At 43.7% G+C, this 15,499-nt stretch carries 8 protein-coding genes; 7 read left to right on the top strand and 1 reads right to left on the bottom strand.

What is annotated here, in order from left to right; all coding sequences use genetic code 11:
* Positions 1-257: 257 nt before the first annotated feature.
* Positions 258-1,049 (bottom strand): type I methionyl aminopeptidase, encoded by a 792-nt coding sequence (gene map / locus V6252_RS11900; RefSeq protein WP_371548431.1) that lies wholly within the window; start codon positions 1,047-1,049, stop codon positions 258-260.
* Between the two features lie 298 nt (positions 1,050-1,347).
* Between map and V6252_RS11895 the strand changes: the two genes are divergently transcribed.
* The 7 genes from V6252_RS11895 to V6252_RS11865 all read left to right on the top strand — a co-directional run bounded on the left by V6252_RS11895 (position 1,348) and on the right by V6252_RS11865 (position 15,384).
* Positions 1,348-2,424, top strand: coding sequence for a triacylglycerol lipase (locus tag V6252_RS11895; RefSeq protein WP_341610566.1), 1,077 nt, complete (start codon positions 1,348-1,350; stop codon positions 2,422-2,424).
* 46 nt (positions 2,425-2,470) lie between these two features.
* Entirely contained in the window at positions 2,471-3,577 is a 1,107-nt protein-coding gene (locus V6252_RS11890; RefSeq protein WP_341610565.1) for a lipase secretion chaperone, read from the top strand.
* 347 nt (positions 3,578-3,924) lie between these two features.
* Positions 3,925-4,410, top strand: a complete 486-nt coding sequence (locus V6252_RS11885; protein WP_341610564.1) for an META domain-containing protein — start codon at positions 3,925-3,927, stop codon at positions 4,408-4,410.
* 363 nt (positions 4,411-4,773) lie between these two features.
* Complete coding sequence (locus V6252_RS11880) at positions 4,774-5,736, top strand: Xaa-Pro aminopeptidase (RefSeq protein WP_341610563.1); 963 nt, start codon at positions 4,774-4,776, stop codon at positions 5,734-5,736.
* A 142-nt stretch (positions 5,737-5,878) separates the two neighbouring features.
* Positions 5,879-6,535, top strand: coding sequence for a hypothetical protein (locus tag V6252_RS11875; RefSeq protein WP_341610562.1), 657 nt, complete (start codon positions 5,879-5,881; stop codon positions 6,533-6,535).
* Between the two features lie 279 nt (positions 6,536-6,814).
* A complete protein-coding gene (locus tag V6252_RS11870; protein WP_341610561.1) occupies positions 6,815-8,890 on the top strand; it encodes a hypothetical protein in 2,076 nt (691 codons plus the stop codon).
* Positions 8,891-9,198: 308 nt separating this feature from the next.
* Positions 9,199-15,384 carry a DNA repair ATPase gene (locus V6252_RS11865; protein WP_341610560.1) on the top strand — a complete coding sequence of 2,062 codons (6,186 nt, stop codon included), beginning with the start codon at positions 9,199-9,201 and terminating at the stop codon, positions 15,382-15,384.
* Positions 15,385-15,499: the final 115 nt, after the last annotated feature.

Raw genomic sequence — 15,499 nt, 5'->3', positions numbered from 1 at the left:
CGACGGTAATGCTTGTGCCTTAACTAGGTTTACAACGCGGTATGGGGCAGTTTTAGCCTCAGCTCCAATATTAATAGAAGGAGACAGGACTATTTTTTGCCATTTCATTGTTAAAAATAGACGGTTAGAATGACTAAACTTACTATTTTTAACGTCGAACTGTCTAAAAAATAGTCTCTGTCAGTGCCATGGTTGAATATCAAACACGCCCTAATTAAAGACCAAAAAAAAGACCGCCTAAGCGATCTTTGATTGTACTACTGCGTCAAAAAACTTAAATCTTCTTCGGGGCGAGTAGTAAATACCTCACAGCCATTGTCTGTTACGACCATGGTGTGCTCCCATTGGGCAGATAATTTACGGTCTTTAGTAATCGCTGTCCACTCATCAGGCAAAATCTTAGTCTGCCACGTGCCTTGGTTAATCATAGGCTCAATGGTAAACGTCATGCCTGTTTTTAGCTCAAAGCCAGTACCTTTTTTGCCATAGTGCATGACTTGTGGCTCGTGGTGAAATTCGTCACTGATACCATGACCACAGAACTCGCGAACGATACTAAAACGCTCAGGCTCGACAACGGCCTGAATAGCAGCGCCAACATCACCTAGACGAGCACCGTTCTTGACCACGCTCATACCTGCGTAAAGAGCATCTTGTGCCACTTTGCAAATACGCTGTGCCATGATAGAGCCGTTGCCGACGATCCACATCTTTGAGGTATCGCCATAGTAACCATCTTTGATAACAGTCACGTCGATGTTGATAATATCACCATCTTTTAGTAGCTTGCTTTCAGTTGGGATACCGTGACAGACAACATGGTTGACTGAGGTACAGATAGATTTTGGAAAACCATTATAATTAAGTGGGGCAGGGATAGCCTGCTGCACATTAACAATATAGTCATGGGCAATCTGATTGAGTGCTTCGGTACTGACGCCCACTTTGACATGCTCGTCGAGCATGACAAGCACATCACTAGCGAGTTTACCGGCCACACGCATTTTTTCTATGGCTTCTGGAGACTGGATAAGGGATTTTTTAGTCATCATCATATATCTTATAATTATGGGTTCATTGTGGATAGATTATACCATAAACGTACTAATGACACTTTTACGTTAAGTGATAGTGAACCTATCATTATCATTGATAATAATTGCTTTACAGCACGGTGAGAGCTTATATGACTCATTAGTCAGACTAATATATTCATATTTTGACAAATTAGTTGAATGTTGCAGAATATATAAGTAATGTAATTTTGCCTGCTAATGGAATTAGCAGCAATTTTTACTGTAGTTGTGCAGTAAAAATAACCAAATCAATGATAACAAGGATGTTGTTATGACGCTTTCTTTGTACATTCGTGCAGCTCTCACACCGAAGACATTGTTACCAATACTGGGTTCAATCAGTGCTGGTGTTCTTCTAATGACCATGCAAACCACTTCTGCTCAAGCTGCAGGACAATACTATAATTGTGCCAATGCTAACGGTTGCAAGTTGGTGGACAGTAAATACTTCACTTCTAGTTACACTAAAACTCAATATCCAGTCGTCTTGGCACATGGGCTTGGCGGCTTCACAACGCTATTTGGAGTCATTGATTATTTCAACGGGATTCCTGAAGACTTGATGAAAGGTGGCTCAGAGGTATATACCACCAAAACGTCAGCAGTCAATAACAGCGAAGTTCGAGGTGAGCAACTGCTACAACAGGTCAAGACCATTGCCGCGATTTCAGGTGAGTCTAAAGTTAATTTGTTTGGACACAGTCAGGGCGGTATAGATATCCGTTATGTCGCTGGCGTCGCGCCAAAGTACGTGGCTTCAGTAACTGCGGTATCAAGCCCAGAACAAGGGTCAAAAACCGCTGATTTTGTTGAAAATGTCCTTGAGCCAAATAATACTTCTGGACAGCCATCTAATGTCACCACCCAGCTAGTATCAGGTGTGTTTAATCTGATTGGTGGCTTTACAGATATTGGTTCTGGTATCAGTTTCAATCAAATTCAACAACAAGATGGCTGGCAAGCACTCGTGGCTCTATCGACCGATGGTGCTGCTAAGTTCAATGCCAAATTTCCTGCAGCAATGCCAAAAAACTATTGTGGTCAACCGACTAGTACTGCGGTCAATGGCATCAAGTATTATTCATTTAGTGGCGTTGGGCAAATAACGAGCGCACTTGACCCTAGCGATTATCTATTAGCCGCAACGGGCGTACCGTTTGCAGGTGAGTCTAATGATGGATTGGTATCTGCTTGCTCAAGTCGTCTTGGCTATGTGATTCGTGATAATTATAGAATGAACCATTTAGATTCCGCCGATCAAGTCTTGGGTCTGACGGCATGGGGAGAGTCTGAGCCAAAATCTATCTATCGTACTCAGGTAAACCGTCTGAAAAACGCCAACCTATAAGCTGAACTACAAAACAAGAATGTTCATTGATTGAGAAATATCGTTTATGTCAAATAACCGCCGTCCAGCCTATGCAACAATTGCTATCATCGCCGTGGTTATCATTGCCACAGCGGCGGTTATTTTGTGGTTCAAGCCTAGTAACGATGTAAGTTCAGCTTCAATCAAATCGTCCGTCTCCGATAATGAGACTAATGAGTCAGTGACAACTGAGCTGGCTGCGGGACAAGTCGTGAAAGCGACAACGACACCCAGCCAGTCTCAATTTGTCACAGGATTAGAAAATTTACCACGTTCATTGAAGGGCACCCAAATTGATGGTGAAATCATCATCGATGAAAATAAACAGTTGGTCGTCACTGAAGGTCTGCGGCGTTTGTTCGATTATTTTTTATCCGCCCTAGGTGAGGAAGAAGAAGCGGTTATATTTGCCCGTGTGGAGAGTTATATTCGCCATCACACACCAGAGCCTGCCGCTAGCCAAGCGGTCACTATTTTTAATCAATATGTTGCTTATCTTAAAGCACTTCCTGAGATAGAAAAGCGCTATGGTAATCTGCAATTACAGGCGACCAAAAGTGGTGAGCTGGATTTGAACGCAGTTGCCCAGCAAAAACAAGATATCACTAATCTACGTCAGCAGTACTTTGATAAGCCAACTATCACAGCATTTTTTGGCGCAGAGGATGATTACGATAATTATAGTATAGAGATGGTCAGAATTGGCCAAAATAAGCAAATGTCTGACGCACAGAAACAAGCTGCCCGTCAGGACTATATTAGTCGATTGCCAGAGAATGCTACTAAAAGCAATATCATGCAACAAGCCAATATTAGCGAGTTGCTGACTCGCACTGAACAGATGAAAGCTCGCGGTGCAACGCCCGAGGAGTTATATAATATGCGCCGAGAGCTAGTAGGCGCACCAGCAGCAGAAAGGCTGGCACAAGTAGATCAAGAAGACGCTAATTTTGACCAACGCTTCACCCAGTATGAAACTCAAAAAAATCTCCTATTAAGCCAAGGTGTCGATGTAGCCCAAGCGCAAATTCAGATAAATCAGCTTGAACAGCAGTTATTTGATGATACTGAGCGTAAGCGTCTGGATGGTTACGCGGCATTGCAACGACAGCAAGCTGTGAACAATCCATAATTGCCGTCAATAGTTATCGTCAATAACCATCGTTGATACGGATAGATAGAGTAAGCAAAATTATAGTTAGCAGCTCATTTAGGTACTGGCAAGAGCAAGTAGCTATATATTTGCAAAGTAGTACAAAATGCATTCCGAATAACTACCCAGTTTATGATGACACCTCCCTGTGAGTCATGCACAATATTGCCATTGTTTAGAGCATTAAATAAAACAATAAATGAATCATAATAAGTCCGAGCTTTTACTATGTTTATTAGAGCTTATCGTTTGTCTATTAGCGCTGAGGGCTCAAGCAAATAGTGTGTTTAGTAAAAGTATCGGGTGTAATAAAGCGAGGAGTTGATATGAAGAACATGAGTAAAGTAATGATGGCCGCGACATTGGCAGTTGGTACACTTGCTGCGGGTTGCCAGACGACGAGTTTGCCTGCGCCAGTCAGTCAACCAATCACTGCAGATGTCTTGCAAGCACACAACTGGCAGCTCGTTGATGCCAAACGTAGCAATGGTGATAAAGTAACGCAGCTGTTTTTTGACCCAGCCAAGCCATTAACGTTGAATTTTATGAATGATAACGGTAGGGATTACGTGGCATTTATGAATACCTGTAATAGCATGGGCGCTGGATATAGCGTCGCAAATGGTGAAGTAGAGATTAAAAACGGCATCAGTACTATGATGGCATGTCCTGAACCGCAAGCCAGCTTTGACACTGCTGCATTAGCTACTGTAAAAGGTAAGTATAGCCTTAGTAAGAATGCCAACAATGTGCCTATTTTGACCATTAAAAATGATGATCAAGTCGCTTATTTTAAAGCCGTTGCAAAGTAGCTTAATGATCGAGTAAAAATTTTGACTGGCTCGTGAACTTAAGCAATTAGAGTTATTTGTCTGAAGTTACTCATGTGAAGTTGCTCTTTTTGAAACGCAAAATGCCTCGCTATCAAGTGGGGCATTTTTTTATCCAAAATTTAGTCCAGTTTAGGTTACACTAGAGTAATGTTTCTGTAATATCTTTGATTTTTTAAATTGATGGTGATGGTTCTGAATTTATGTCGATAACGAGCGCTTTTTTAGATATTTATAAGACTTTTATCATCAAGCTCTGTTGGATATGACGCTATGCTGAAAACTGCCATAAATAAAACAACCATATGTAAAGGGAGTCTATCTAAATCAAACATAGATAGACTAATGATAAAAGCACCTATTGCCATCGGCGTATTTGCTGTACTTACCGGTTGCCAGACATTACCTAATACCTCAGTAAAAAAGCCAATCAGTACAGTTGAGACCAGTCCGCTGACTGCACGTATGCCTGTGATTGATCGCCGAGGATACATTGCCTATATAGAAGAGCATGGCGTAGGTACGGCGAAAGTATCGACACTCTATAGCATTCGTCCTGACGGTAGCGATCGTCAGCTCATCGATCAGCTTAATGGCTATATCTATGCGCCAGCATGGTCGGCAGACGGACAACTGCTTGTCTATAGTAAACAAGCCCCGCGTGAGCATCCCAAAATTTATATTTATGATCGTAGTAGCAATACGCGCAACCTAGTGGTAAATGCTGAAGGCAGCAATATGTCAGCGTCATTTTCACCCGATGGTCAAGATTTGCTCTATAGCTCTACTGTTGGTGGTAATGCTGATATCTATAAGATGCGTCTGAGTGATGGTAATACCCAGCAGCTAACGACCCTGCCGAGTACAGAGGTACAGCCAAGTTATGCTGCTGATGGCAAGAGCTTTATTTATACCAGTGATAAAGTCCGTGCTGGACGACCGCGAATTTATCGTTATGACTTCGCTACGGGCAATGCGACAGCTGTATCAACAAATGGGTATGTGGCCAGTCCTCAACTTAGCTTAGATGGTCAGCGTATGGCTTATCTAAATGGTCGCAAGGCGGCTGTCATGACCTTGACGACTGGGCAAGTGGTCAACTTGGCAGAAACAGGGCTTGATGAGCCCGCACGTCTATCTCCCTCTGGCAATTATGCCGTCTATCCAACTCGCCACTTGAATGTGGGCGGGCAAGCAGCAAGCCAAAATGGTGGTAGTCTAGTTATCCATTCGCTGTCAGGCAATACCAGCTATGCCATTAGTGGTCAAAATGGTGGAGTCGTGCGCTCACCGATATGGGGTCGTTAGAGAAGTATGTCTCATGCCGTGATATGTATATAAACTTATTTGTAAAACAACATAAGTTTATAAATATTAAGTGAAGTGCCTCAGCTTTTGTAGTAGGTTATTACAAATAGAAGATTAGGTTCACAAAGGGAGAACCCGCGTAATGCAAGAGGCTTTTTTCGTGTTCATCACCAAAATAAGTTTATATCCAACGATTGTTTTCACCGGTCTTGTGATGTTCGTTACTCTATATTGGGTAGTATCTTTACTCGGCATGGCAGATATGGACAGCGTGGATGTTGGAGAGACAGGTAGTGATGCTGCTGTCTCTGATTTATCATCGACCGGTTTTTTTACAGGTCTCATGTTGAAGTTTGGTCTCTACGGTGTGCCTTTAGTCATTATATTAAGCTTAATTAGTTTAATCGGTTGGTTGTTGAGCTATTTGTATACCAGTTTTTTACATCAAAATTTTGACTCTGGTGTTCTGTATTACGTGTTTGGCACAGGGGCACTAATATTCGTATTGGTCGTTTCTATGTGGCTGACAGGCATGATCATTTCACCCATTCGCAAAAATATTGCCAGAATCCCCAAACGTAATTCTGCTAATAATGTGGGCAAAATCGCGATTGTGCGCACACTTAGTGTGACGGACAAGCACGGTGAAGCAGAGTTGAATGATGGCGGTGCAGGTTTGATACTCAAGGTTCGTTCAGACAACAGTACTAGCTTACTGAAAAAGGGCGATAGAGTGATGTTGGTAGCGTATTTAGAAGAAACAAATACCTATCAAGTCGCTCGTGTTGAAGATAAATAATTATAAATTATTTAGTCGATACGACTTTCTATCATTGCTTTTAGCATAGAGTAAACTCGAAAATTAGATAAACCCTGATAAACAATAAACAGATATTGAGCTAAAAAATCTCTATTTTTCACATCATACGAACGGTTTTAAATTTAGTTATTGTTGGTTCAACTAGTTCAGGTATGAGAAAGGCAAGTGAAACTGCTACATAGAGTAGTTGAGCAAGCTGGACCGAGCATCTGATGGATATAGAACTGACTATAGAATGTTTCAATTAAAGGAATAAACATGGACATACTCATTATCGTCGGCGTGGTTGTGGTGCTGGCGTTTGTTTTCATTATGGCAGCACTGTTGATGCTCAAAGCCTTTTACTTCAAGGTTGAGCAGGGCAAAGCACTAATTATCAACGGTGTGAGCAAAATAGCCGTACGTTTTGATGGTGGTTTTGTTTGGCCAGTTATTAATAAAAAAGAGCTGATGAGAATCTCGCTCATCACGTTAGAAGTTGATAGACGCGGTAAAGAAGGACTAATTTGCGCCGATAATATGCGTGCTGATATTACAGTCGCATTTTATCTACGTGTCAATGAAACCGAAGAAGATGTGTTAAAAGTTGCCAAATCGGTTGGAGTCGAGAGAGCATCAGATAAAGTCGCTGTTAATGAGCTGTTTAATGCCAAGTTTTCAGAGGCGCTAAAAACAGTTGGTAAGCAAATAGATTTCGTTAAATTGTTTGAAAACCGCAGCGAGTTTCGTGACAGTATCGTTCAAGAAATCGGTAACGATCTAAACGGCTATGTCTTAGAAGATGTCGCAATCGATTATCTAGAGCAAACACCGAAAGTGTCATTGGACTCAAGTAATATCCTAGATGCTGAAGGTATCAAAAAGATTACTCAGCTAACGGCTTTTCAAAACGTTATTACCAATGAGCTTGAGCGTGATGAAGAGCTAGCGGTTAAGAAAAAGAACGTTGAAACCAGAGAGGCGATGCTAGAGCTTGAGCGTCAACAAGCCGATGCTGAAGCCAAGCAAAAGCGTGAAATATCGTCAGTGATTGCCCGTGAAACGGCTGAAACTCGTAAGATTGAAGAAGAAGAGCGTAAGAAGTCAGAAACGGCCGTCATCGTGGTTGAGCAGGACTTAGCGATTCAGCGAGAGAATCAGCAACGTGAAATTGAAGTAGCAGGTCAAAATCGTCTGCGTGCAGTTGTCATCGAAGAAGAGAAGGTTACGCGTGCCCGTGACTTAGAAATCGTCTCTCGTGAGCGTGAAGTTGACTTGCAACGTATCGAGGCTGAACGTGCGATTGAACTTGAGAAAAAAGAAATCGCCAATGTCATCCGCGAGCGTATTGCGGTCGACAAAACAGTGGCGCAAGAAGAAGAGCGTATCAAAGAAGTTCGCGAAGTTAGTGAGGCTGAGCGTTCTAAGCAAACACGCGTCCTAGCTGCTGAAGCAGATGCTGAAGAAATCAAAGTACGTCAGGTGAAAAAAGCCGAAGCCGAAGAGCTGTCAGCCAAGCATAAAGCCGTTGAAATCACTACGCTTGCTACGGCTAACCTTGAAGCCTCTGCCAAAGAGTCAGAAGCCAAAATCAGAATGGCTGAAGGTATTAAAGCCGAAGAGTCTGCACATGGCTTTGCTGAAGCTGCTATTCAAGAAGCCAAGTCGGTCTCTATGGAAAAAGAAGGCATTGCTAGAGCCAATATTACTAAAGCGACTGGACAAGCTGAAGCTCAGTCAGAGCGTGAAAAAGGTATGGCAGATGCTGAGGTTATCGCGGCTCGCGGTGAATCTAAGGCGAAAGCTGAGCGTGACATTGGTATGGTCGATGCAGAGATTATTGCTGCTCGTGGTCAATCTACTGCCAAGGCTGAACGTGAAAAAGGTATGGCAGATGCTGAGGTTATCGCGGCTCGCGGTGAGTCTAATGCCAAAGCAGAACGCGAAGTTGGACTGGCAAAAGCCGAAGTCACTCGTGCACATTTCCAAGCCGAAGCAGATGGTCTGGTCGAGAAATTCAATGCAATGGGTAGCATGAATAAAGAAGCGCGTGAGCACGAAGAGTTCCGCATGAGTCTTGAGACAGCCTTGCAAGAAGCACTTGCTTCTATTGATGCTGGTAAAGAGATTGCCAAAGAAAATGCTGAAGTATTGGCAGTAGCACTACAAAAAGCCAAAATCGATATTGTTGGCGGCGAAGCGCATTTCTTTGATAACTTTGCCAAGTCACTATCTATCGGTAAAGCCATCGATGGCCTAGCAGGTAAGTCAGATACGTTGAGCGGTATTATCAATGGCGTGATGGCTAGTCAAGCTATGAAAGCAACCAAGCAAAATGATGATAAAACCATTTAATATTAAGACATGTCTTTATAGATTGAAGACACGCGCCAAAATTAATGCATTTCTCCCTTGATAACTAGCCTGTCATTTAGGAGGCAGGCTGAATCTAACCAACTTGTTCTATACATCTTCATAGAGCGATAGCCAACTTATTATTAATAATGAGTTGGCTAATCTAAAAAATCCGCAGTGATGAATCGTTTTTTTAGATTAGCCAAGTGCTTCTTTACTTTCGATGATCTTTATCTCAAGTAACTTCTTATTTTCCTTATTGCCAAAAAATTCTCTTATTATGTAAAAACAGAAACGGACGAGCAACAATGGCGGACACGCAAAACCTAACCACTCCAGATAGCAATGACAACCCTAATGCTAGTCAAGCAAGCCAAACTGATCAGGCGGTTGCCTCGGGCAATGCTTATGAGCTCATCAAAAAACGTTTGACAGAACAAGGTGCTCGTTTAGAGCAACAGACGGCCACGCTAAATACTGCACGCCTTGAAGAGTTCGGCAGTACTCAAATGCAAGTCATCGCCCGTACGCGTATCCGTACCGAACATAACTGTGTGGCGCAGGATATGGTGCAAGTAGGCGAATATCTACTGTTTGGCTACAACGTTTTTATGGGACTCAAACGTGCGAGCAATGTTAAGGATGTATTGTCGTTATATCGTCTGAACGAGCCAGCTGGTAATGAAGAAGAGTATCAGCTCGAAGAGGTTGACCTAAAAGGCACTTTTTTGGCTCAAGACGCCTTTGTCCAAGACTTCAATGAGCTGTATCGATATTACAAGCAAACGCGCCTGATTCAAATAACGGTGAAAGACAGCAAATTGCTATTGGCATTTCAGATTGGTGAGCGCATCACTGATATTCGAGTGTTCCGTTTTGCGTTAGATTTTAGCCAAGGTACGCCAGAGTCGGCACAAGTCGCTTATGTGGACAATCGAGGCGAGCGTGACATTGAACTGCCGCCTGCTTATGATTTTGACTGGATTGAGACTACACGCGATCAAATGGTGAATGGCAAGTATCCCCATATGAATATCTTAGACACGATATTTGTAGAAACGGTTGGTGGTGATTTGACCATTAAGATTGAGGACAATACGCAATCCGGTCAGGGTATTTATAGCGAACCAGTTAATGACCGTACCCAGTCGCTGACGGATGCTGAGATTGCGTATGCCAAAGTGGGCAGTTTAATACTGCTCAAAATATTGCCCTATCGTGAAGAGGACTACCGTTATTTTGTTTATAACACCTTGACCGAAGCGGTGCTGCGTTTGGATGCGATTGGACAATCGTGTGTGCAGCTACCAGAAGACCACGGCATCATATTTCCGGGTGGCTACTATCTGCAAACGGGCGAATATAAACTGTTTGATGCCAATAATGTGGACGCCAAAGACTTAAAGTTCAAACGCAAAATCATATCGCCAAATGGGGAAGACGTTCTATTTTTATTTTATGACAGAGACTTGGGCGTCACGGGGTTGTTTCCTTATAATTTGATTAAAAAGCAATTAGCAAACCCTATCTATTGCAACGGTATGGCTTTGGCTGAGAATGGCCGTTTGGTGCTGTTTAGCGATCAAAGTGAGCCATCTCGTATTCACCCGATGCAGATATGGCATACCCCTTATGCCTCACACGAGTATGTGAGTGAGCTGCCAGAAAGCACGAGCTTCTATGGCAAAATCGGCAATAAAGAGCTGGTACGTGGTATCTCAGACCTGTATAGCATTACTCGCCTGATTGATAATCAAAGTGTCTCTCAAAAGCTCTATGAAGAGTTGGCTGACAATACCAGTCGTCTCTTTGACAGCTATTATTGGCTGTCTGAGCCTGAGCTGAGCGAAGTCGCCAGTAGTATCAAGGAAGTGACGGCCACGGCTGAGCTTGTCATCGATGAGTTCGCCAAAGTACAAAGTATCCAAAAGCAAACCCAAACTGCGCTAGCCGATGCTGATACGCAGCAAAGTGAGATTTTGCGGCAGATACGCGTTACTAGTTTTGAGTCTGCCAGTGATTATGTCGATCAGTTGTCAGCGTTAAGACGCCAAAAAGGCCGTTTGGTCAGCTTGGAGGATTTGCGATATCTAGATGCCGATAAGCTACAAGCGCTGCAAAAGCAGTTAGAAGAAGCCGAAAGCGAGCTTGCCGAAAAAACGGTGCTGTTTTTAAGTGGTGAAGAGGCGCTATCAAGTTACGAAGGTATATTGGTCGATGTCAGTGAGCGCTTGAATACTGCTGAAACCAATGCTGAGCTAAAACCCGTACTAGAAAAAATTGATGAGACAGCGCAAGGGTTAGATTTATTAACCGAGTTGCTAGGGACGCTAGATGTAGCTGATGCTACAGTGCGTACGCAAATCATCGATGACATATCGACCATTTATGCGAGCCTAAACCAGAGCAAAGCCAAGCTCAATCATAAACGCAAAAATCTAGGCTCAGCGGAGGCCGTCGCGCAGTTTGGCGCGCAGTTTAAGCTGTTCGGTCAATCTATTGCCAATGCCTTATCCATTGCCAATACGCCTGAGAAATCAGATGAGCAAATGGCAAAATTGCTGGTACAGCTAGAAGAGTTAGAAAGCCAGTTTGCTGATCCAGAGACCAATAGTGGCGACCAGTTTTTAGCAGATATCATCAGCAAGCGTGAAGAGATTTACGAAACCTTTGAAAACCATAAGCAGCAACTACTTGATGCTCGCAACCGCAAAGCGCAAAACTTGGGTGATGGCGCGCTGCGGATGCTTGAAAGTATCAAAAAACGCACGCAAAGCACAGGCATCACAGGCTTTACAGAGGAAGAAGCGTTAAATACGTATTTTGCCGCTGATGGTCTGGTGCAAAAAGTCCGCAATATCGCAAAAGAGCTACAAGCAATGGGCTTTAGTGTCAAAGCAGATGACATCGATGCCCGTCTAAAAGCCATTCAAATCGAGAGCTATAAGAGTTTAAAAGACAAGTCGGACTTGTTTGAAGATGGTGGCCAAATCATCAAATTGGGTAAGCATCGTTTTTCGGTCAATACTCAGCCATTAGATTTGACCTTATTGAGTCGTCAACAGTCAGATGGCAAGCGTGTGCTGAATTTGCATCTAACGGGTACCGACTATTATGAAGTGCTCAATAATGCTGAGTTAAACGCCTTGCGCCCGTATTGGGACATGAATATCGCCTCCGAGTCTGACAAGGTATACCGCGCCGAGTACTTGGCGTATAGCATTATCGAAAGTGCCAAAAACAGCCAAGATGGCTTGACCGAAGCCCGTCTATATCAAGCATACGATGCGACTATCATTACCCTAGATGTTAATGGTGATATTGATAATGACAGCCCATTGTCCAAGTTGGTCAAAGCATACTCGACTCCTCGCTATCAGCTTGGCTATGACAAAGGCATTCATGATCATGATGCCACGCTATTATTGATGCAAATATTGCCAATATTGCGTGAGGCAGGGCTACTGATTTATACCCCGCAAGTACGAGCATTGGCGCAGTTGTTCTATTGGCAGCTAAACATCGTACAAGCGCTTGGTTTAGACAGCTTACGTCAATTTGGTTATGACAAATGGCTGAATGAATCAGTGCTGACACGCGCAAATAACTGGACAGATAGAGCCGCCACTGCCGAGCAACTGCGCCGTGCATTGGGCAGTGATACTGCGAAGTCTCTATTGGTCGAAGACATGAGCCAAGTGATGCGTCATTTTGTTATGGCTCATAATGATGACAGTCTTAGCGCTGATAACGGTACTGGCATTAATAATGGCGCTGGCAAGCAGTCCACATCTAAATCAGGGTCAGAACTGGATTCAAATACCAGTGATGTTCATAACGCCAATATCTTCAAACCAAGCTACGTTCAGCTTGCTTGTGAATACTTGGTGAGCGTCATGGGGCAATCGGCTGAAACCAATATAGGCGCAAACAGCACAATAAACTGGCAAACTAGTCAACAAGCACAGCAGTTGTGTGAGCAGCTAAGCCAAACGTTGAATAGCGCTTCGGGCAGCACGCAAAATACGGCCAGTTTTGACCAACTACAATCTTCTATCGGTAAGCTTGGCTTCCAACCCAAATCAGCCTATGAGCTATTGGCAACATGGTTTCATGCACTACTTGATAAGACTTATGGTGGGACAGAATCGGTTAACGTAGCGACTGATGGCATGGATGAGGCAGGCGAGGCACTCAGTGAAGAGCAGCTTGCCGAGATTGAAACACAAAACGCGCTACGCAAACAACAGCTAGAGAGTGGCCGTCATTATGTGCCTGAAGCCATTGCTGTCTTGCTTACCCAGTTAAATGATGCTCAGCGTGAAGCTTTGGTGCAACGATTGATTGATTCAGGTGCTACTTTTAATAAAGGGCTAAGTGCTAAAGGAGTAGGCAATCAAGGCGCAAGTACCACGCCATCGGCCTTGTCATTTTCTTCAATCACCTCGTCGCCAGTTTCATCGACTACATCATTGACCAGTATTAATAATCCGCTCAATCAAGTACAGAGCTTTGAGCGTAGCACGGGTAAGGTATCGCTTGAGATACAAGTCAATAATTTGCTGGGTGAGCATATACGTATTCATCAGCAGACGTTAACCTTTGCCGTCGATGATTTCTTAAATCGTCTACATCATCATGATACGCAAGTCATCCCTGCCTATAGACGTTATCTGGCCATGCGCTCAGAGATATTGCATGACTCAAAAGAGACGTTGCGTCTGGACGAGTTTATGCCGCGTCCATTGTCCTCGTTTGTACGTAACCGTCTGATTAACGAGAGCTATCTGCCACTCATCGGTGACAACCTTGCCAAACAGATGGGCACGGTCGGTGAGGATAAGCGTACCGATCTGATGGGTATCCTTATGATGATATCGCCACCAGGGTATGGTAAAACCACCTTGATGGAGTACGTGGCAAATCGTCTCGGCCTTATCTTCATGAAGATTAACTGTCCGTCACTCGGTCATGACGTCACCTCATTAGATCCAGAAAAAGCGCCCAATGCTACTGCACGAGAAGAGCTGAATAAAATCAACTTGGCCTTTGAGATGGGCAATAACGTCATGCTTTATCTCGATGATATTCAGCATACCCACGCAGAGTTTTTACAGAAATTTATCTCATTGGGCGATGGTACACGCCGTATCGATGGTGTCTGGCAAGGCAAAACCAAGACTTATGACATGCGTGGCAAAAAGTTCTGCGTGGTCATGGCAGGTAACCCATATACCGAAAGTGGCGAGGCATTTAAGGTCCCTGACATGCTTGCCAACCGTGCCGATATTTACAACTTAGGCGATATCATGAGCGGTATGGAAGAAGTGTTTGCACTCAGTTATATCGAAAACTCGCTGACCTCTAATACCGTCCTCGCACCAATGGCCAACCGTGACTTAAGCGATGTGCATCGTTTGATTAAAATGGCAAAAACCGACAATGCCAACCTCGCACAAGCACAAAGCAGCGATCTGACGTATCCGTATAGCACTTCAGAAGTTAACGAAATTATCGCCATCTTGCGCCATATGTTTAGGGTGCAAGAAGTCATTTTGGACGTCAACCAAGCCTATATTGCCTCCGCCTCGCAAGATGATAAATACCGCGTTGAGCCGATATTTAAGCTACAGGGCAGTTATCGTAATATGAATAAGATGACTGAAAAGCTATCGGCTGTCATGAATGAAAGCGAGCTGAACCAGCTGATAGATGACCATTATTTAGGCGAGTCGCAGCTATTGACCCAAGGCGCAGAGAGCAACTTGCTTAAGCTTGGTGAGATGCGTGGTGTCTTGACCGAAGCAGAAAAAGAGCGTTGGGCGCAAATCAAAGCCGACTTCCTACGTAACAAAGCTATGGGCGGTGAAGATGGTGATACTGGCGCACGTATCGTCGCCCAGTTGGTCGATTTGGCCAGTGGCTTCAATACCATCAGTAGCCAGTTTGAGACATACTTAACGAAAAACGACCCAGAGCAAATCGCTCGCTTACGAGAAGCAGGACAGCAAGCGCAACTCGATGCACAGTTAAACGGCCAATTAGAAGCACAGAAAATCCTCGCCGATAGCGTCATTAACAATGCCAAAGTCGTCAGCGATAGCATCGATAACGGCTTTGAGAAAAGCGTGAGTCAATTGCTACAAATATATAAGCATGATCACAATGCTGGAAAGGCAGAAGGCGAGTATCTCAAGCAAAACCAATATGCACAAAAACAGCTCATGGTGCAGCTGGTCAATGCCGTTGAACAACTGGCGCAAAAAATGGCGGATAGCTTGGTTAGCAATAATGATAATCAAACAGCCGATAGCGATATCCCTAATATTCATCAGCAGACCGCATTGATGGCAACTGCCCTCAAGCAAGCATTAGAGCCATTGACGATGCGGATGGACGAAAAGCTAGCGATTGATACCAGTACCGAACAATCTGGCAAGCTAATCGTTAATAGTCTAAATCGACTAAATAAAATCTTTGATGACTATGATTAGTAGCTGACGATTAGTCACTACTGATTAATAGCTGATGATTAGCAGTTATGAATAGCACTATAAATAGGGCTTATGATTAAGAGACAGTGGTAATATAGTCGGCAACAGCTACTTT

The organism is Psychrobacter proteolyticus (assembly GCF_038155145.1).
GTDB lineage: Bacteria > Pseudomonadota > Gammaproteobacteria > Pseudomonadales > Moraxellaceae > Psychrobacter > Psychrobacter proteolyticus_B.
Note: the sequence above shows the minus strand (reverse complement) of the source record. Positions and strands in the feature narration are given on the sequence as shown.